The following is a 16,481-nucleotide window of genomic DNA, read 5'->3' on the forward strand; positions in this document are numbered from 1 at the left end:
TTCCCGGGCTTGATCCGGCGCGCGGGTGGCCCGGCTGCCCGGAGTGTGGCGAAGAGCCACTGGTCAGCGGCGGGTTTCGAAAGAAATCACCGGGTCGGGGCCGGGGAACGCGGAACGCCACAACATTGGGCACATCTTGAGACTTGACCCACCCGTTGGTGGTACGCAGTGTAGATCGACCGAGGGATACTGCTACCCTGCCTGGGCTAATCGGGTGATGGCCGGATGTGGCGGGGCCCCGCGTCCGGTAACCGGAATTCCCTCTTCGGGGGCGGTGAGGCGAAATGTCCTGGCCGGTGTCCGGTCGCGAAAGCGCTTTTCGCAGGTCAGCGCCCGAGTGGGGAACACAATTGACCGGCACGGCATCGGGGGTACGATTCTTTGGCCCAGCTGACCGCAGCGATCGATTGGCACCGATAAAGTTGATCTCGATCACCGTGCACAACGCAAGTTGCGACGTGCACGTGCATAGTCCCGGGCAGCAGGGTCCCGGGCGCGAGGCGACGAGGCGGCGCCTGCCCGGCGACGGGCGCGCGGACGGCGGGGCGGCCGGGGACGAGCGAGGGCGCCGGGGAAGCGGCAGGGCGGGGGCGGCACGGCCGTCCGGCGGCCCGTCGCGAGCCGGGACGCCGCGCCGCCGACGCGGATCCATGACGCCGGACAGGGAGTCACTCACGTGACCGTTGCAGGAGAAGGTCAGGTGCCCGTCGGGGAGTTGCTCGGCCGAGCGCCCCGGCGGTCCAAGGGAAAGGCCGTGTGGCGCGCGCTCGTGCAGTGGCGCGACTGGAGCCTGCCCGTCAAGCTTTCGGCCGTCACGGTCGTGCCCATCGTCCTCGCGCTCGTGCTGGGCATCGCGACGATCGCCGCGCAGGTCGGCCGCTCGGACGAGTACCAGCGGCTCGACCGGCTCGTCGCGCTCGGCGGCGGCGTGCGCTCGCTCACCACCGCCCTCCAGCAGGAACGCACGGTCACCTCGGCGATGCTGACCGCGGGCACCGTCGGCGGCACCCCCGAGCTGGCCGCGGCGCGCAAGGCCACCGACGCCGCCACCGGCCCCTTCGCCGCGGAGCAGGCTCGCGCCGCCCAAGCCGAACCCGGCGTGTCCGGCGCCGCCGGCACGGCCTCCGCGCAGGTCGGCAACCTCGCTTTCCTGCGCCGTCAGGTCGACGGCGGTCAGCTCGACCCCGGCCAGGCCATCACGGCGTACTCCGCCCTCACCGGGTCGCTCATCAGCCTCGACACCGCGGCCACCGCGGGCGCCGGTGACGGCACCCTCGGCGGCCTGCCCGCCGGGCTGCACGAACTGCTGGTCGCCGGCGAGCAGGTGTCGCTCAGCCAGGCCCTCGTCTCCTACGGCATCGGCCGCGCGGGCCTGACGCCGAGCGAGCTGGCCACCCTGCGCGCCGCCGAGCTGCGGCTCGCCGACCGGCTCGTCGACTTCCGCTCCGCCGCGGGCGACACGCTGCAGCGCGACTTCGCGGCGATCGCCGAAGGCACGCAGGCGCAGAGCCGGGCCCGGATGGTCGAGACGGTGCTGAACGCGCAGAGCGGCGCGGTGGACGACGCGTTCCGCGCGCTGCCGGCCGCGGACTGGACCGCCGCCTCCGCGGCGATGCGCACGCAGATCGGCTCGGTCGCCGACCGGCTCGGCGCGTCGGCGGCGCGGACGGCGGCGGACCTGGTCGACGAGTCCAGCAGCGGTGCCGGCCTGCTCGCGGTGCTGCTGTTCGCCGCGATGGTGCTGGCCGTCGCGGTCGTCTTCCTCATCACCCGCCAGCTGCTGCGCTCGCTGAAGGTGCTGCGCCGCAGCGCCCTCGACGTCGCCGAGACCGCGCTGCCGGAGGCGGTCCGCAACATCCAGGAGGGCCGCGCGCAGGGCACCGACGTCCGGCCGGTCCCGGTGCACACCGACGACGAGGTCGGCGAGGTGGCGCGCGCCTTCGACAAGGTGCACCACCAGGCGCTGCGGCTGGCCACCGAGCAGGCCGCGATGCGGACCGGCTACGGCAGTGTCTTCGTCAACCTTTCGCGGCGCAGCCAGAGCCTGGTGCAGCGGCAGCTGCAGCTGATCGAGCAGCTCGAGCGGGACGAAGAGGACGCCGACCAGCTGGCGACGCTGTTCCAGCTCGACCACCTCGCCACCCGGATGCGGCGCAACAACGAGAACCTGATGGTGCTCTCCGGCGCCGAGCCGGGCCGCCGGTCCGGGAAGCCGGTCGGCACCACCGACATGCTCCGCGCCGCGGTGTCGGAGATCGAGCAGTACCAGCGGGTCCAGGTGCAGCCGCCGCCCCCGGCCCGGATCGTCGGCTACGCGGCGAGCGATCTGATGCGCCTGGTCGCCGAGCTGCTGGACAACGCCACGGCGTTCTCCGCGCCGGAGACCACGGTGACCGTGGCCTCGCGGCTGGGCGAGGACGGCTCGCTCCACATCGACATCCTGGACAAGGGCATCGGGATGACCGAGTGCGAGGTCATCGAGGCGAACACCCGGCTGACCGAGGCCGGGTCGGTCGACCTGGTGACGTCGCGCCGGATGGGCCTGTTCGTCGTCGGCCGGCTGGCCAGCCGGCACCGGATCGGGGTGTCGCTGCACGGCGGCAAGGACATCGTCGGCGTCCGCGCCACGGTCGTGGTCCCGGCGGAGCTGGTGATGCCGGTGACCGACGGCCCGGCGACCGGCCCGATCGGCGCCCTGCAGCAGCACCCGGCGAGCCCGGCGGCGGGCAACCAGCTGCCGCGCCGGCCGGTCAACGGCGCGGCCCGCCCGCGGCCGGTGGTGCCGCAGCAGCCGGCGATGGGCGAGGAGCGGTGGCCGTCGGCGAGCGATCTCGCCGGGCTGTCCGGCGTGCGCCCGCCGTCGGACCTGGAGATCTCCGGCACGGCGCTGTTCGCGCCCATCGAGAAGGACGACGACGTCCCGCCGCAGCGCCCGGCCCTGCCGCAGGTGCCCGCGGTGCTGCCGCTGCCGCAGGGACAGCCGCCGCGCGGCGACGACCTCCCGGCGGGCAAGGACCTGTTCACGGCCAACGAAACGACACTCAGCGACTGGTGGCAGGAGGCGACGGCGGGCTCCGAGCCGCCCCCGCCGGCCCCGGCGCCGGACCGCTCGGAGACGACGCCGATCTTCGACGAGATGCTGTCGGCGTGGTTCCGCGAGGACAAGCCGGCGCCCGAGGACGAACCGGCCGCTTCGGCGGAGGCGCCGCCGGAGGAGCGCCGGAGCTGGGACTTCGCGAGCGACGAGAACTTCCGCACGGTCCAGGAGCGGACGAAGGCCGAGCCGACGGCGTTCACCGAGGCGGGCCTCCCGCGCCGCCGCCGCGGCGAGCAGTTGCTGCCGGGCAGCGCAACTCCCTCAGGCCCGGCGGCGACCCCCAAGCCGGCCCCGGCGGGCCCGGACCTCCCGGTCCGCGACCCGGCCGACGTGCGGGGGCGGCTGAGCAGCTTCCAGCAGGGCGTGACCCGTGGCCGCCGCCAGGCCGCCGCCCAGCGGCCGCGAGGGGGCCAGCAGCGCGCGACCCAGCCGGCCCCGGCTTCACCGGCGGTGCAGGGATTGGGGACGGCTCAGGACGCGGCGCACGCAGCGGCGGCCCAGCAGGCCGCGGCTCAGCAGGCCGCGGCCCAGCAGAGTTCCGGCCCGGTGCAAGGCACGCCGGACGAGGCCGGGCAGGGGAACGCGGCTCAGCGGGCTGGTTCGCCGGGTGCTGCCGGGCCGGAGGCGGGTTCGGCGCAGGCCGCGCCGGAGATGTTCGCGCAGCCGGGCGCGGCTCGGCGGGCTGGTTCGCCGGGTGCCGGGCCGGGTGCGGATGCCGCAGAGGCCGCGCCGGAGATGTTCCGGCAGCCGGGCGTGGTTCAGCAGGGTGCTGCCGGGCCGGAAGCGGGTTCGGCGCAGGCCGCGCCGGAGATGTTCGCGCAGCCGGGCGCGGCTCGGCGGGCCGGTTCGCCGGGTGCCGGGCCGGGTGCGGATTCCCCAGAGGCCGCGCCGGAGATGTTCGGGCAGCCCGGAGCAGCGCGGCAGCCGGGCGACGCTCCGGCCGCGGCGGCCCAGCAAGCCCCGGCGGGTTCGCAGCCCGAGGCACCCGAGCAACCTGAGCAGTCCGACACCCCATCTCAGCCGAAGCTGCAAGGCGACATCTTCGCGGACGGGACGCAGCCGACCCACCAACCGCCCCACCAGCCGCCCGCCGAGGACTCGCGACCGGCCGCCCCCGCTCCGGACCAAAGCGCCCGTCCCCAGCTCCCGCAGCCCAGCCGGGCCGCCGTCAAGCTCCCGCAGCGGTCCGTGCCCCTGCCGCAGCCGAGCCGGCCTCGTCCGGGGCCTGACCCGGCCGTCTTCCGGGACTCCGGGCAGCTGCCCGTCGCCAACGGCCGGCCCGCCGTGCCGCCGTCCTCGCTGCCCAGCCGGAAAGCCCCGGAGACGCCTGCTCCGCGTCGCGAAGAGACCGCCGTCGAAGCCACCGCCGAGTGGAATTTCGGCACGGACGACGGCTGGCGGGCGGTGCAAGCGGTGTCCCAGTCGACACCCCCCACATTCACTTCGGCAGGATTGCCCCGGCGCCGTCGCGGGGAGCAGTTGCTTCCGGGCAGCGCCGGACCGTCCACCGGGGCCTCGGCCCCCCGACCACAACGGGACGCACACGACGTGCGCGGCCGCCTGCGGAGTTTCCAGCAGGGCATCGAGCGCGGACGCCACCGCACCGCACAGGCGGCCGAGACCAACCACGAGACCTTGGAGGGTGAATGACCTCGCCGAGTAGCGCTCAGCCGACGCAGAACCAGTTCGGCTGGCTGGTGAACGACTTCGCGGAGCGGGTGCCCGGGGTGGCCCACGCCGTGGTCGTCTCGGCGGACGGCTTGCTGCTGACCGCGTCGAACCGGCTTCCGCTCGACCGGGCCGACCAGCTCGCCGCGGTCGCTTCCGGGCTGGTCAGCCTCACCCAGGGCGCGGCCCGCTGCTTCGAAGCCGGCGCGGTCAACGAGACCGTCGTCGAGATGGAGCTGGGAATCATGGTGCTGATGTCGATCAGCGACGGCTCCTGCCTGGCCGTGCTCGCCGCCCCCAACTGCGACATCGGGCAGGTCGCCTACGAGATGACGATGCTCGTCGACCGGGTCGGTCAGATCCTCACCCCGGAGCTGCGCGCTCAGCTTCAGGGCTCCGGGGGGTCGCTGATCGGCGAACCGGTGGGATGATGGCGCGATGAGCACGGGGTCCGGATTCGACGGCGAACCACCCGCGGGGCGCAGCCCCGCCGGGCGTGGGGACGACGGCACGTTCGCCGACGTCCTCAACGGGTTCACGCTGGATTCCGGCCGTGCCCGCCGGAAGCGCAAGAAGAGCAAGGAGTCCCCGCAACCCCCGGCCGCCGGTGCGCACGCGGCCGCGGATCCGCCGGCGCCCGCGCCGTCGGCCGACCAAGGAGATCGTGTGACCTCTTTAGTCTCTCCACCCGGCAGTACCGACGGGGACAGCCCCAGGCCAGGCGGTTTGTTCGACCCGGGCCCGCCCAGCGGCGAATTCGTGATGCCCGCGGTGTTCGAGCAGCCGCCCGCGCCCGAGGAGCTGACGGCGATCGTCCGGCCCTACGCGCTGACCGGAGGCCGCACCCGGGCGAACTACGCCCTGGAGCTGGAGACACTGATCTCCGCGAAGGACTACGCTGCCACCGGTGGCTTCCCCGAAGTGGCCGCGGAGCAGATCGAGTGCATCTCGATCATGGAAGAGTGCCGGACCCCCCGTTCGGTCGCCGAGATCGTTTCGGCGCTGCGGGTTCCTCTGGGGGTGGCCCGGGTGCTGATCAGCGACGCGGCCGACGCGGGGCTGGTCACGGTGCACAAGACGATTACGGGCAATGACGGCGCCGAGGCACATCTGGTGTTGATGGAAAGGGTTTTGAGTGGACTCCGTCGGCTTTAAGGCACCGCGGGACACCGCGCCCCCGACCATGACATCCGCCAAGATCGTGGTGGCTGGCGGCTTCGGTGCGGGGAAGACGACCTTCGTCGGGTCGGTCTCGGAGATCGTGCCGCTGACCACCGAGGCGATGATGACCGACGCCAGCGTCGGCGTCGACAACCTCGACCACACCCCGAACAAGTCGACGACCACGGTGGCGATGGACTTCGGCCGGGTGTCGCTGGACGCGGACCTGATCCTCTACCTGTTCGGCACGCCCGGGCAGCAGCGGTTCTGGTTCATGTGGGACGACCTCGTCCGCGGCGCCATCGGCGCGGTGGTGCTGGCCGACACGCGGCGGCTGGCCGACTCGTTCGCCCCGATCGACTTCTTCGAAGACCGGGGCCTGCCGTACATCGTCGGCGTCAACACGTTCGACGGCGTGCTGGAGCACGACATCAACGACGTCCGCGAGGCGCTGTCGATCGACCCGAACATCCCGATCGTCCGCTGTGACGCGCGGGATCGCGAGTCGACCAAGCAGACGCTGATCACACTGGTCGAGTACGCCATGCGGCAGTGGATCGCGCTGCGGGCGGCCAACGCCCGCTGACGCCGTCGGGGCCCGGGCCGCGCCCGGGCCCGGCACCGGTCACGCGCGGCGGAAGCGCAGCAGCACGACCTGGCCGTCGAAGGTGCGCGACTCCACCAGCTCCAGGCCGAGCCGCGCGGTGCCCTCGGCGAACGGGCGCTTGCCGCCGCCGAGGACGACCGGGTGCACGAACACGTGGTACTCGTCGATCAGGCCCCGGGCGGTGAGCTCGGCGGCCAGCTCCGCGCCGCCCATGAGCAGCAGGTCCTCGCCCGGTTCGTCCTTCAGGGACGCCACCGCCGCGCCCAGGTCACCGCCGAAGACGCGGGTGTTCCAGTCCGCCTTCTCCAGCGTCCGCGAGAAGACGACCTTCGGCGTCTCCCGCCAGACGGGCGCGAACGCGATGTCGTGCGGGTGGTCCGAGATCGATTCGGCGTCCGGCCAGTACGCCGACATCATGTCCCAGACCTTCCGCCCGTAGGCGAACTCGCCGCAGCGCGCGCTCAGCGCCTCCGCGTAGGCCGAGAGCTCCGGGCCCATGGCCGGCCAGTCGAATTCGCCGTCCGGGCCCTCGACGCAGCCGTCGAGCGAAGTGTGGACCAGGTAGCCGATCTCGCGCATTTCCGTCTCCTCTGTCGGTGTCAGACACTGTCGGGGTCTGACACCAGGAGGTCGGAGCCGCGGACGCGGACCGGACACGGCGGGCGAAATAAAGTTCAGTACTCGTCGTGCCGGCGCCACCACGAGCTGGGAGCGTCGTCGCCGCGGCTCTCCTCCTCCCACGCCTCCTGGCGCCCCAGCGGCGTGATGTCGAGGTAGCGGTGCGACGCCATGAACGTCTCGCCGCCCCGGCCGGAGGTGAAGTAGGTCCGGTACACGTCGTCGCCGTCGCGGAGGAAGACGCTGACGCCGAAGCCCGCCCCGACGCCGCAGTCCTCGGTGAAGCGGCTGCCGTGCGCGGACACCCACGGCACGTCCCAGCCCATGCGCGTCCGGTACCGGTCGATCTCGGCGAGGGTGGCGGGCGCGACGACGGTGAGCGTGACGTCCCGGGCGTGCAGGTGCGCCAGGTGCGGCAGGTTGTCGACGACCAGGGAACAGCCGGGGCAGCCCGCCTCGTCGCCCGGGTGCAGCATGAAGTGGTAGACGATCAGCTGGCGGCGGCCGTCGAACAGGTCGAGCAGGCTCTTCTTGCCGCCGGCCGAGTCGAACTCGTAGGCCTTCGGGAAGGGCACCATCGGCAGCCGGCGGCGTTCGGCGGCCAGGTGGTCGGCGGCCTTCATGAGCTCCTTCTCCTTGACGAGCAGCGCGTCTCGCGCGGCCTGCCACTCTTCGGGCGAGACGATCGGGGGCAAGGTGGCGGTCATCGGGCGTCCTTTCCTTGGATGAAGCCGGTCAGGTCCTCGAAGGCCGACGTCCAGCCCTCGTCGTGGCCGTCGCGGTCGGCGGCGGTCGGGAAACCGGTCTGGACGAAGGTCATCTCGGTCTTGCCGCCGAGGTCGGCGAAGCCGATCGTCACGAGGGTCTCGGTGCGCAGGTCGCCTTCGGTGTCCCAGGCGAAGGTGAACACGAGCCGTTCGGGGGCGGTGATCTCGCGGTAGACGCCGTGCATCCAGTGCTCGTCGCCCTCGGGGGAGCGGATGCACGCCCGCCAGGCCCCGCCGGGCCGGGTGGCGAGGGTGACGGCGGAGCCGGTGAAGCCGTGCGGCCCCAGCCAGCTCGCCAGCCGGTCCGGATCGGTCCACGCGGTGAAGACCAGTTCGCGGGGCGCGTCGAACACGCGCGTGATGGTCAGGTCAGGCATCGCCGGGCCCGCCGGTCAGGGTCCGCAGGTGCTCTTCGAGGCGGTCGAACCCGCCGTCCCAGAACCGGCGGTAGGTCGCGACCCAGTCGGCGACGCCTTCCAGGGGCTTGGCCTCCAGCCGGCAGGGCCGCCACTGGCGGGTGCGGCCGCGGGTGATCAGCCCGGCCTCCTCCAGCACCTTCAGGTGCCGGGACACCGCGGGCAGGGTCATCGGGAGTGGTTCGGCGAGCTCGTTCACCGTCGCTTCGCCGGCCGACAGACGCGCGAGGATGGCGCGCCGGGTCGGGTCGGCGAGGGCCGAGAACGTCCGGCTCAACGTATCGGTCATTTCACCATCCTGTTAATTAACGAACTCGTTAAATATAGCGCCGAGCAGGCCGGTGTCAAGGTTCTTCCGCGGTGCCCTGAGAGCCGCGTCACCGGACCTCGGGTTTCCAATAGTAGGAAGTCAAAGTATTTTGGAGGGATGACCAGCGAGCTGTACCGCCCCGCGCACCCCGTCCGGTTCGTCACGGCGTCGAGCCTCTTCGACGGCCACGACGCGTCGATCAACATCATGCGGCGGATCCTGCAGTCGCAGGGCGCGGAGGTCGTCCACCTCGGTCACAACCGGTCGGTCGACGAGGTCGCCACCGCGGCCATCGCCGAGGACGTCCAGGGGGTCGCCATCTCGGCGTACCAGGGCGGGCACGTCGAGTACTTCTCCTACCTCGTCGAGCTGCTGCGCGAGCGCGGCGCCGGCCACATCAAGGTCTTCGGCGGCGGGGGCGGGGTGATCGTGCGCGAGGAGATCGAGCTGCTGCACTCGCGCGGCGTCGCCCGCATCTTCTCGCCCGAAGACGGCTACGAGATGGGCCTGCCGGGCATGATCAACTTGATGATCAAGGCCTGCGACGTCGACCTCGCGGCCGAAGCCCCTTCGCTGGACAAAGTGCTCTCCGGCGACGTCGCCGCGCTCTCGCGCGTCATCACCCAGCTGCAGGCCGGGCAGCTGCCCGACGACCTGCTGGGCGGCATCACCGAGGCCGCGGGCAAGCGCGAGGTACCGGTGCTCGGCATCACCGGCACCGGCGGCTCGGGCAAGTCGTCGCTCACCGACGAGCTGATCCGCCGGTTCCGCCTGGACCAGGAGGACAAGCTGCGGATCGCGGTGCTCGCCGTCGACCCGTCACGGCGCAAGGGCGGCGGCGCGCTGCTCGGCGACCGCATCCGGATGAACTGCCTGGACGGCTCGCCGGTGTACTTCCGTTCGCTGGCCACGCGCACGACGTCCGGGGAGATCCCGGCCGGGCTGAGCGAGTCGATCCTGGCCTGCAAGGCCGCCGGCTTCGACCTGGTGATCGTCGAGACGCCGGGCATCGGCCAGGGTGACGCCGGGATCGTCGACTTCGTGGACGAGTCGCTGTACGTGATGACGCCGGAGTTCGGCGCCGCGTCGCAGCTGGAGAAGATCGACATGCTCGACTTCGCCGACGTCGTCGCGATCAACAAGTTCGAGCGCCGCGGCGCCGAGGACGCCCGCCGCGACGTCGCGCGCCAGCTGGTGCGCAACCGCGAGGCCTTCTCGTCGGGGCCGGACGACATGCCGGTGTACGGCACGAGCGCGGCGAAGTTCAACGACGACGGCGTCACCGCGCTGTACCAGCACCTGCGGGGGATGCTCGCCGAGCGGGGCCTCGGCGTGTCCGCGGGGACGCTGCCGCGGGTCGAGGGCAAGGTCTCGACGGACGCCTCGACGATCATCCCGGGCAACCGGTCCCGGTACCTGGCCGAGATTTCCGAGACCCTCCGCGGTTACCACGCGAAGACGCAAGCGCAGGTCGCCGCGATCCGCAAGCGCGAGGCGCTGGCGCTGGCGCGCGCCGAACTGGCCAAGGTGGACGCCTCGACCGATGCGCTGGACGGCCTGCTCGCCGCCGCCGAGTCCGAAGTGGACGGGGAGTCGACAAAGCTCCTCGAACGGTTCCGCTCGCTCGCCGAGGAATACCGCCAGGACGAGCTCGTCGTGAAGATCCGCGACAAGGAGCTGCGCACGCAGCTGTGGCGCGACACGCTGTCGGGCAACCGGATCCCGCGCGTCGCCCTGCCCCGCTACGCCGAATCCGGTGAGCTGCTGTCGTTCCTGCGCCGCGAGAACCTGCCGGGTTACTTCCCGTACACCGCGGGTGTCTTCCCGTTCAAGCGCGACGGCGAGGACCCGGCGCGGATGTTCGCCGGCGAAGGCGACGCGTTCCGCACCAACCGCCGGTTCAAGCTGCTTTCGGCGGACTCGGAGGCCAAGCGGCTCTCCACGGCCTTCGACTCGGTGACGCTCTACGGCCACGACCCCGACACCCGCCCCGACATCTACGGCAAGGTCGGCACGTCGGGGGTGTCCATCGCGACGCTCGAGGACATGAAGGTCCTCTACGACGGCTTCGACCTGACCGCGCCGAACACGTCGGTGTCGATGACCATCAACGGCCCGGCGCCGACGATCCTGGCCTTCTTCCTCAACACGGCGATCGACCAGAAGCTGACGGAGTTCCGCGACGAGCACGGCCGCGAGCCGTCCGAGGCCGAAGCCGCCGAGCTGCGCGAGTGGGTGCTGCGCACCGTCCGGGGCACGGTGCAGGCCGACATCCTCAAGGAGGACCAGGGCCAGAACACCTGCATCTTCTCGACCGAGTTCAGCCTCCGGATGATGGCCGACATCCAGGAGTGGTTCATCGAGCACGGCGTGCGGAACTTCTACTCGGTGTCGATCTCCGGCTACCACATCGCCGAGGCCGGGGCGAACCCGATCTCGCAGCTGGCGTTCACGCTGTCCAACGGCTTCACCTACGTCGAGTCGTACCTGGCCCGCGGCATGGACATCGACGACTTCGCGCCGAACCTGTCGTTCTTCTTCTCCAACGGCATGGACGCGGAGTACTCGGTGCTCGGCCGGGTGGCCCGGCGGATCTGGGCGGTGGCGATGCGCGAGCGCTACGGCGCGAACGAGCGGTCGCAGAAGCTGAAGTACCACGTGCAGACGTCCGGCCGGTCGCTGCACGCGCAGGAGATGAGCTTCAACGACATCCGCACCACGCTGCAGGCGCTGTGCGCGCTGTACGACAACGCGAACTCCTTGCACACCAACGCGTTCGACGAGGCGATCACGACGCCGTCGGAGTCGTCGGTGCGCCGCGCGATGGCCATCCAGATGATCATCAACAAGGAGTGGGGCCTGTCGAAGAACGAGAACCCGCTGCAGGGTTCCTTCGTCATCGACGAGCTGACCGACCTGGTCGAGGAGGCGGTGCTGGCCGAGTTCGACCGGATCAGCGAGCGCGGCGGCGTCCTCGGCGCGATGGAGACGGGCTACCAGCGCGGCAAGATCCAGGACGAGTCGATCCTCTACGAGCGCAAGAAGCACGACGGCTCGCTGCCGATCATCGGCGTCAACACGTTCCGCAACCCGCACTCCGGTGAGGACAACGTCGAGGTCGAGCTGGCCCGCGCGACGGAGGACGAGAAGAAGTCCCAGCTGGACCGGCTCGCGGACTTCCAGCACCGCCACCACGAGGAGGCCCAGCAGGCGTTGAAGGCCCTCCGCGAGGCGGCCACCCGCGGCGGCAACCTGTTCGGCGTGCTGATGGATGCCGCGCGGGTGTGCTCGCTCGGTCAGATCACCGAGGCGTTCTTCGAGGTCGGCGGGCAGTACCGCCGCAACGTCTAGCTCCGGACCGCCTTCAGCCGCCAGACCGGAACCAGGACCCGGCCGTCCGCGTCGGTGTCCATCCCGGTCAGGCCGCCCGGCTCCGCGCCGAGCACGACCCGGACGCTCTGCCGCAGCTCTTCCGCCGTCATCGACGTCGTGTAGACGGCCGGCTCGAGACGCTCGATCGTCCAGTCCTTGCCGACCGTCTCGCGCAGGTTCGCCTCACTGATCAGGTAGGGCGCCGGGAAGCCGTCCGGAACGTCCTCCGAGAAGCAGAACAGGTGCAGCGTCGCGCCCGGGCGGGTCGCCCGGGTCAGCGCCGCCAGGTACGCGCGGCGGTCGTCCTCGGTCAGGCAGTGGTAGAGCGCGCTGTCGAGGACCGTGTCGAAGCGGCCTTCGTAGCCTTCGAGCTTCGTCGCGTCGGCGACGGCGAACTCGATGTCGAGGCCCTTCGCCGCGGCGCGCGTGCGGGCCTGCTCGACCGCCGACGGTGCCCCGTCCAGGCCGGTGACGTGCACGCCACGGGAGGCGAGGAACGCCGAGTTGTCGCCGAGGCCGCACCCGATGTCGAGCACCTCGCCGGTGAACTCGCCGGCGTCGGCCAGCGCGATGACCGCGGGCTGCGGCGCGCCGAGATCCCACGGCATCTTGCGGCCGATCGGGGTGGCGCCCTGGTACAGCTCTTCGAAGTCGATGTCCTGCACGTCCATGACTGCCCCCTTATTCAACGTGTGATGAGATGCCTCCATCGTGCACCCCTTGTCAACCCGGTGGTAGTCCTTGAGCATGAAATTCGGAATTTCGACGTTCGTGACCGACGAGGGCATCCGCCCGGACGTGCTGGGTGCGGCGCTGGAAGAGCGCGGCTTCGACTCGCTGTTCCTCGCCGAGCACTCGCACATCCCGGTGAGCCGCGAAAGCCCGTACCCGGGCGGCGGCGACCTGCCCCGCGTCTACTACCGCACGCTCGACCCGTTCGTGGCGCTCGCCGCCGCGGCCACCGCGACGTCGGAGCTGCTGCTCGGCACCGGGATCGCCCTGCTGATCCAGCGCGACCTGATCCACACGGCCAAGGAGGTCGCGTCGCTGGACGTGATCTCGGACGGCCGCGCGCTGTTCGGCGTCGGCGTCGGCTGGAACCGGGAAGAGATGCGCAACCACGGCACCGACCCGAAGACGCGCGGCGCGCTGATCGACGAGCAGCTGTCCGCGCTCAAGGAGATCTGGACCAAGGACGAGGCCGAGTTCCACGGCGAGCACATCGACCTCGACCCGATCTTCAGCTGGCCGAAGCCGGTGCAGAAGCCGCACGTCCCGATCTACATCGGCGGCGAGAGCGAAGCCGCCCTGAACCGCCTGGCCAAGTACGGTGACGGCTGGCTGCTCCGGGGCTACACGAAGTACCAGGAGGCGCAGCGCGTCCGTCGATGGCTGGCGGAGCAGGGCCGCGAAGACGTGCAGTTCGCGGTGTTCGGCGGCCCGACGACGCCGAAGGTGATCGACGGCTTCCGCGAGGCCGGCGTCGAGCGGTACACGTTCCTGCTGGACACGCTGCCGGAAGCGGAGACGCTCAAGGCCCTCGACGAGCTGGCCGAGGTGGCCGCCGCGCACCGCTGAGGCGGCGCGGTTACTTGTCGAGCAGCAGGTGCACCGACAGTTCGAGGCGGTTGGCGACGTCGGCCGCCGAGGCGCGGCGGGTCACCCACGCGACCAGGTTCGCCATCCAGACGTCGGCGACCACGTGGAAGATGTCCCGGTCGGCCTCGGTCGGCTCGGCGATGCCCATCGCCTTGGCGAACATGTTCTCCATCAGCCGCCCGACCTGCTCGACCTCGGCGGCGGCGGAGGTGTCGGCGAACATGAACGCGCGGACCATGGCCTCGGTCAGGTGCGGGTCGCGCTGCATCAGGCGCGTGTTGCGGCCGAGCACGAACATCAGCCGCTCGGCGGGCGTTTCGCCCGGGATGGCCTGGCGCTCGAGCTTCTCCTGCGCGCGCTCGAACTCGCGGGCCAGCCCGGAGACGAGCAGGTGGATCTTCGAGGGGAAGTACCGGTACAGCGTGCCGAGGGCGACGTCGGCCTTCTCGGCGACGGCGCGCATCTGGACGGCGTCGTAGCCACCCTTCGACGCGAGGGCGAGGGTGGCGTCGATGATCCGGCGGCGGCGGTCGCGCTGGGCGGCCGAGCCGAGCTCGTCCGCGCCGATCGCGCTCAGGCCGTTGCCGCGGGCCTTGGTTTTGCCTGGCATCGGCATTCCCCCGTCCTTCGGAACTTGTTCCAGTTCACGACGTAGATTACCTGTCCTGGCGAACCTCGCGACAGCTGACCCACTGGCCGAAAAACTGTAACACGTTCTACACTCGCGAGTAGTGTCGCTGAAACCGCGAGGAGGCCCCATGCCGGTCGCGCTCACCGAGGAACAGGCCGCGCTGGCCCAGGCGATCCACGCCTGGTCCGCGGCGCACCACCCCCGCGAGGCGGTGCACGCCGCGGAAGCCGGTTCCGGCGCGGGAATCCCGGCCGGTTTCGCCGCGCTCGGCCTGTTCGGTGTCGCGCTGCCCGCGGCGGCCGGCGGGGCCGGCGGCAGCGTCGCCGACCTCGCCGCCGGGCTCGCCGCGGCGGCGGAAGAACTCGTTCCCGGACCGGTGCTGAGCACCGCGCTCGCCGGGCTGCTGCTCGCCGACGTCCCCCAGGCGAAGGAACTGCTCCCGGCGCTGGCCGAGGGGGAGGCCACGGTCGCGGTCCTGCTGGACGCGCCGTCGCTCGACGACGGCGTCACCGGGCCGGTGCCCGGCGCGGACGCCGGGACCTGGCTGCTCGTGCCGGCCGGCGGTGGGCACGTCCTGCTCGCTCCCGGCACGCCCGGGGTGAGCGTCGAGCCCCTGGCCGCGTTCGACTTCTCGCGGCCGCTGGCGCGGATCCGGTTCTCGGGGGTCCGTGGCGATGTCCTCACCCTGCCGCCGGTCGTTCCACTGGCGGCGACCCTGGCGGCCGCCGAGGCGGCGGGCGTGGCGCGACGGTGCCTGACCATCGCCGTCGAGTACGCGGGCGTCCGCGAGCAGTTCGGCAAGCCGATCGGGGCGTTCCAGGCGATCAAGCACCTGTGCGCCGAGATGCTGTGCCGTGCCGAAGCCGCCGAAGCGCTGGCCTGGGACGCGGCTTCCGGTCAGCACCCGCTTTCGGTGGCGAGCGCGGCCGTCGTCGCCCTCGACGCGGCCGTCGCCAACGCCAAGGACTGCGTCCAGGTGCTCGGCGGGATCGGGTTCACCTGGGAGCACGACGCCCACCTGTACCTGCGGCGGGCAGTGGCCCTGCGGCAGTGGCTCGGCGGATCGTGGCGGCGGCGGGCGGCGTCGCTGGCGCTTTCCGGGACCGAGCGGACGCTGGGTGTCGACGTCGGGGACGATCCCGCGCTGCGGGACGAGGTCGCGCGGATCGCCGCGCTGCCCTCGGCGTCGCAACGCGTCGCCCTGGCCGACGCGGGCTTGCTGACGCCGCACTGGCCGGCGCCGTACGGCCGGGGTGCCGATGCCGCGGAGCAGCTGCGGATCGACTTCGTGCTGGCGGCCGCCGGTGTCCGCCGTCCGGACCTGGTGATCGGCGCGTGGGCGGTGCCGACGATCCTCGAGCACGGCAGCGACGAGCAGCGCGCCCGGTTCGCCCGGCCCACCCTGCGCGGCGAGCTCACCTGGTGCCAGCTGTTCAGCGAGCCCGGCGCCGGGTCCGACCTGGCGGCGCTGCGGACGGCGGCCCGGCGCGTCGACGGTGGCTGGCGGCTGTCCGGGCAGAAGGTGTGGACGTCGCTGGCCCGCGAAGCCGACTGGGGCATCTGCCTCGCCCGCACCGACCCGGACGCGCCCAAGCACAAGGGCATCACGTACTTCCTGGTCGACATGCGCGCCGACGGCATCACGACGCGGCCGCTGCGCGAGATCACCGGCGAGGCCGTGTTCAACGAGGTGTTCCTCGACGACGTGTTCGTGCCGGACGCCGACGTCGTCGGCTCGCCGGGCGGCGGCTGGCGGCTGGCGCGCACGACGCTGGCCAACGAGCGGGTCGCCATCGGCAGCGGTTCGGCGGTCGGCGAGAGCGTGCAGACCCTGGTGTCCACAGTGGACGCATCGGTGCTGGACGACGTCGCTCTGGACCGGCTCGGTTCCCTGGTGGCCGACGGGGTCGCCGGGTCGGTGCTGGACCTGCGGGCGGCCCTGCGCCGGCTGGAGGGCCAGGACCCGGGTGCGGAGTCGAGCGTCCGGAAGCTGCTCGGCGTGCAGCACCGGCAGGAGGTGGCGGAGTTCGCGCTGGAGCTGGCCGGCTCGGGCGCGCTGCTCGCCGACGGCTCGCCGCAGCACGAATTCCTGCTGACCCGCTGCCTTTCGATCGCGGGCGGCACGACGCAGGTCCTGCGTTCCCTCACCGCCGAACGCCTGCTGGGCCTGCCCCGCGGCTGATGCCCCGCCAATCACGCATGATGCCCCTCCAATCACGCGTGATGCCTCTTGAA

Annotated in this window: 13 protein-coding genes; 7 read left to right on the forward strand and 6 right to left on the reverse strand. The window is 71.9% G+C overall.

What is annotated here, in order from left to right:
• Positions 1 to 700 precede the first annotated feature (700 nt).
• From AB0F52_RS35135 to AB0F52_RS35150, 4 genes are read left to right on the forward strand one after another with little or no spacing between them, the layout of a single operon-like run.
• On the forward strand, positions 701 to 4,747 hold the full coding sequence (locus AB0F52_RS35135) for a nitrate- and nitrite sensing domain-containing protein (RefSeq protein ID WP_360180698.1): 4,047 nt from the start codon (positions 701 to 703) through the stop codon (positions 4,745 to 4,747).
• Positions 4,744 to 5,196, forward strand: coding sequence for a roadblock/LC7 domain-containing protein (locus tag AB0F52_RS35140; protein WP_004561253.1), 453 nt, complete (start codon positions 4,744 to 4,746; stop codon positions 5,194 to 5,196). Before AB0F52_RS35135 ends, AB0F52_RS35140 begins: the two co-directional genes overlap by 4 nt.
• 7 nt (positions 5,197 to 5,203) lie before the next feature.
• Positions 5,204 to 5,920, forward strand: coding sequence for a DUF742 domain-containing protein (locus AB0F52_RS35145; RefSeq protein WP_233226201.1), 717 nt, complete (start codon positions 5,204 to 5,206; stop codon positions 5,918 to 5,920).
• Positions 5,921 to 5,948: 28 nt separating this feature from the next.
• Positions 5,949 to 6,512: an ATP/GTP-binding protein gene (locus AB0F52_RS35150; RefSeq protein WP_013224365.1), complete on the forward strand. Its 564-nt coding sequence runs from the start codon at positions 5,949 to 5,951 to the stop codon at positions 6,510 to 6,512.
• 39 nt (positions 6,513 to 6,551) lie between these two features.
• Here the strand turns inward: AB0F52_RS35150 and AB0F52_RS35155 are convergent, their stop codons facing one another.
• From AB0F52_RS35155 to AB0F52_RS35170, 4 genes are all read right to left on the reverse strand, one after another.
• Complete coding sequence (locus AB0F52_RS35155; RefSeq protein ID WP_360180357.1) at positions 6,552 to 7,112, reverse strand: dihydrofolate reductase family protein; 561 nt, start codon at positions 7,110 to 7,112, stop codon at positions 6,552 to 6,554.
• 95 nt (positions 7,113 to 7,207) lie between these two features.
• Positions 7,208 to 7,858 (reverse strand): DUF899 domain-containing protein, encoded by a 651-nt coding sequence (locus AB0F52_RS35160; protein ID WP_360180359.1) that lies wholly within the window; start codon positions 7,856 to 7,858, stop codon positions 7,208 to 7,210.
• The gene (locus AB0F52_RS35165) at positions 7,855 to 8,295 is read right to left on the reverse strand and encodes an SRPBCC domain-containing protein (protein ID WP_360180361.1); all 441 of its coding nucleotides are present in this window, start codon (positions 8,293 to 8,295) and stop codon (positions 7,855 to 7,857) included. The genes AB0F52_RS35160 and AB0F52_RS35165 overlap by 4 nt, the downstream gene beginning before the upstream one ends.
• Complete coding sequence (locus AB0F52_RS35170; RefSeq protein WP_103342913.1) at positions 8,288 to 8,623, reverse strand: metalloregulator ArsR/SmtB family transcription factor; 336 nt, start codon at positions 8,621 to 8,623, stop codon at positions 8,288 to 8,290. Before AB0F52_RS35170 ends, AB0F52_RS35165 begins: the two co-directional genes overlap by 8 nt.
• Before the next feature lie 138 nt (positions 8,624 to 8,761).
• On the opposite strand from AB0F52_RS35170, the gene icmF reads away from it, so the two are divergent.
• Positions 8,762 to 11,995: a fused isobutyryl-CoA mutase/GTPase IcmF gene (gene icmF / locus AB0F52_RS35175; protein WP_360180363.1), complete on the forward strand. Its 3,234-nt coding sequence runs from the start codon at positions 8,762 to 8,764 to the stop codon at positions 11,993 to 11,995.
• On the opposite strand, the gene AB0F52_RS35180 is transcribed toward icmF, so the two are convergent.
• Positions 11,992 to 12,687: a class I SAM-dependent methyltransferase gene (locus AB0F52_RS35180; RefSeq protein ID WP_360180365.1), complete on the reverse strand. Its 696-nt coding sequence runs from the start codon at positions 12,685 to 12,687 to the stop codon at positions 11,992 to 11,994. The two genes, icmF and AB0F52_RS35180, sit on opposite strands and share 4 nt — an antisense overlap.
• A 76-nt stretch (positions 12,688 to 12,763) precedes the next feature.
• On the opposite strand from AB0F52_RS35180, the gene AB0F52_RS35185 reads away from it, so the two are divergent.
• The gene (locus tag AB0F52_RS35185; protein WP_360180367.1) at positions 12,764 to 13,594 is read left to right on the forward strand and encodes an LLM class F420-dependent oxidoreductase; all 831 of its coding nucleotides are present in this window, start codon (positions 12,764 to 12,766) and stop codon (positions 13,592 to 13,594) included.
• Positions 13,595 to 13,604: 10 nt separating this feature from the next.
• Here AB0F52_RS35185 and kstR read toward each other — a convergent pair whose 3' ends face one another.
• Entirely contained in the window at positions 13,605 to 14,231 is a 627-nt protein-coding gene (gene kstR / locus AB0F52_RS35190) for a cholesterol catabolism transcriptional regulator KstR (RefSeq protein WP_360180369.1), read from the reverse strand.
• A gap of 142 nt (positions 14,232 to 14,373) precedes the next feature.
• Between kstR and AB0F52_RS35195 the strand changes: the two genes are divergently transcribed.
• Positions 14,374 to 16,428, forward strand: coding sequence for an acyl-CoA dehydrogenase family protein (locus tag AB0F52_RS35195; protein ID WP_360180371.1), 2,055 nt, complete (start codon positions 14,374 to 14,376; stop codon positions 16,426 to 16,428).
• Positions 16,429 to 16,481: the final 53 nt, after the last annotated feature.

This window comes from Amycolatopsis sp. NPDC024027, from assembly GCF_040638975.1.
In the GTDB taxonomy this organism is placed as follows: Bacteria; Actinomycetota; Actinomycetes; order Mycobacteriales; family Pseudonocardiaceae; genus Amycolatopsis.

What these genes read in the sequence shown, in the direction of transcription:
- AB0F52_RS35140 (WP_004561253.1), top strand. Translation starts at nt 4,744, where the DNA reads ATGACCTCGCCGAGTAGCGCTCAGCCGACGCAGAACCAGTTCGGCTGG.
- AB0F52_RS35145 (WP_233226201.1), top strand. Translation starts at nt 5,204, where the DNA reads ATGAGCACGGGGTCCGGATTCGACGGCGAACCACCCGCGGGGCGCAGC.
- AB0F52_RS35150 (WP_013224365.1), top strand. Translation starts at nt 5,949, where the DNA reads ATGACATCCGCCAAGATCGTGGTGGCTGGCGGCTTCGGTGCGGGGAAG.
- AB0F52_RS35155 (WP_360180357.1), bottom strand. Translation starts at nt 7,112, where the DNA reads ATGCGCGAGATCGGCTACCTGGTCCACACTTCGCTCGACGGCTGCGTC.
- AB0F52_RS35160 (WP_360180359.1), bottom strand. Translation starts at nt 7,858, where the DNA reads ATGACCGCCACCTTGCCCCCGATCGTCTCGCCCGAAGAGTGGCAGGCC.
- AB0F52_RS35165 (WP_360180361.1), bottom strand. Translation starts at nt 8,295, where the DNA reads ATGCCTGACCTGACCATCACGCGCGTGTTCGACGCGCCCCGCGAACTG.
- AB0F52_RS35170 (WP_103342913.1), bottom strand. Translation starts at nt 8,623, where the DNA reads ATGACCGATACGTTGAGCCGGACGTTCTCGGCCCTCGCCGACCCGACC.
- icmF (WP_360180363.1), top strand. Translation starts at nt 8,762, where the DNA reads ATGACCAGCGAGCTGTACCGCCCCGCGCACCCCGTCCGGTTCGTCACG.
- AB0F52_RS35180 (WP_360180365.1), bottom strand. Translation starts at nt 12,687, where the DNA reads ATGGACGTGCAGGACATCGACTTCGAAGAGCTGTACCAGGGCGCCACC.
- AB0F52_RS35185 (WP_360180367.1), top strand. Translation starts at nt 12,764, where the DNA reads ATGAAATTCGGAATTTCGACGTTCGTGACCGACGAGGGCATCCGCCCG.
- kstR (WP_360180369.1), bottom strand. Translation starts at nt 14,231, where the DNA reads ATGCCGATGCCAGGCAAAACCAAGGCCCGCGGCAACGGCCTGAGCGCG.
- AB0F52_RS35195 (WP_360180371.1), top strand. Translation starts at nt 14,374, where the DNA reads ATGCCGGTCGCGCTCACCGAGGAACAGGCCGCGCTGGCCCAGGCGATC.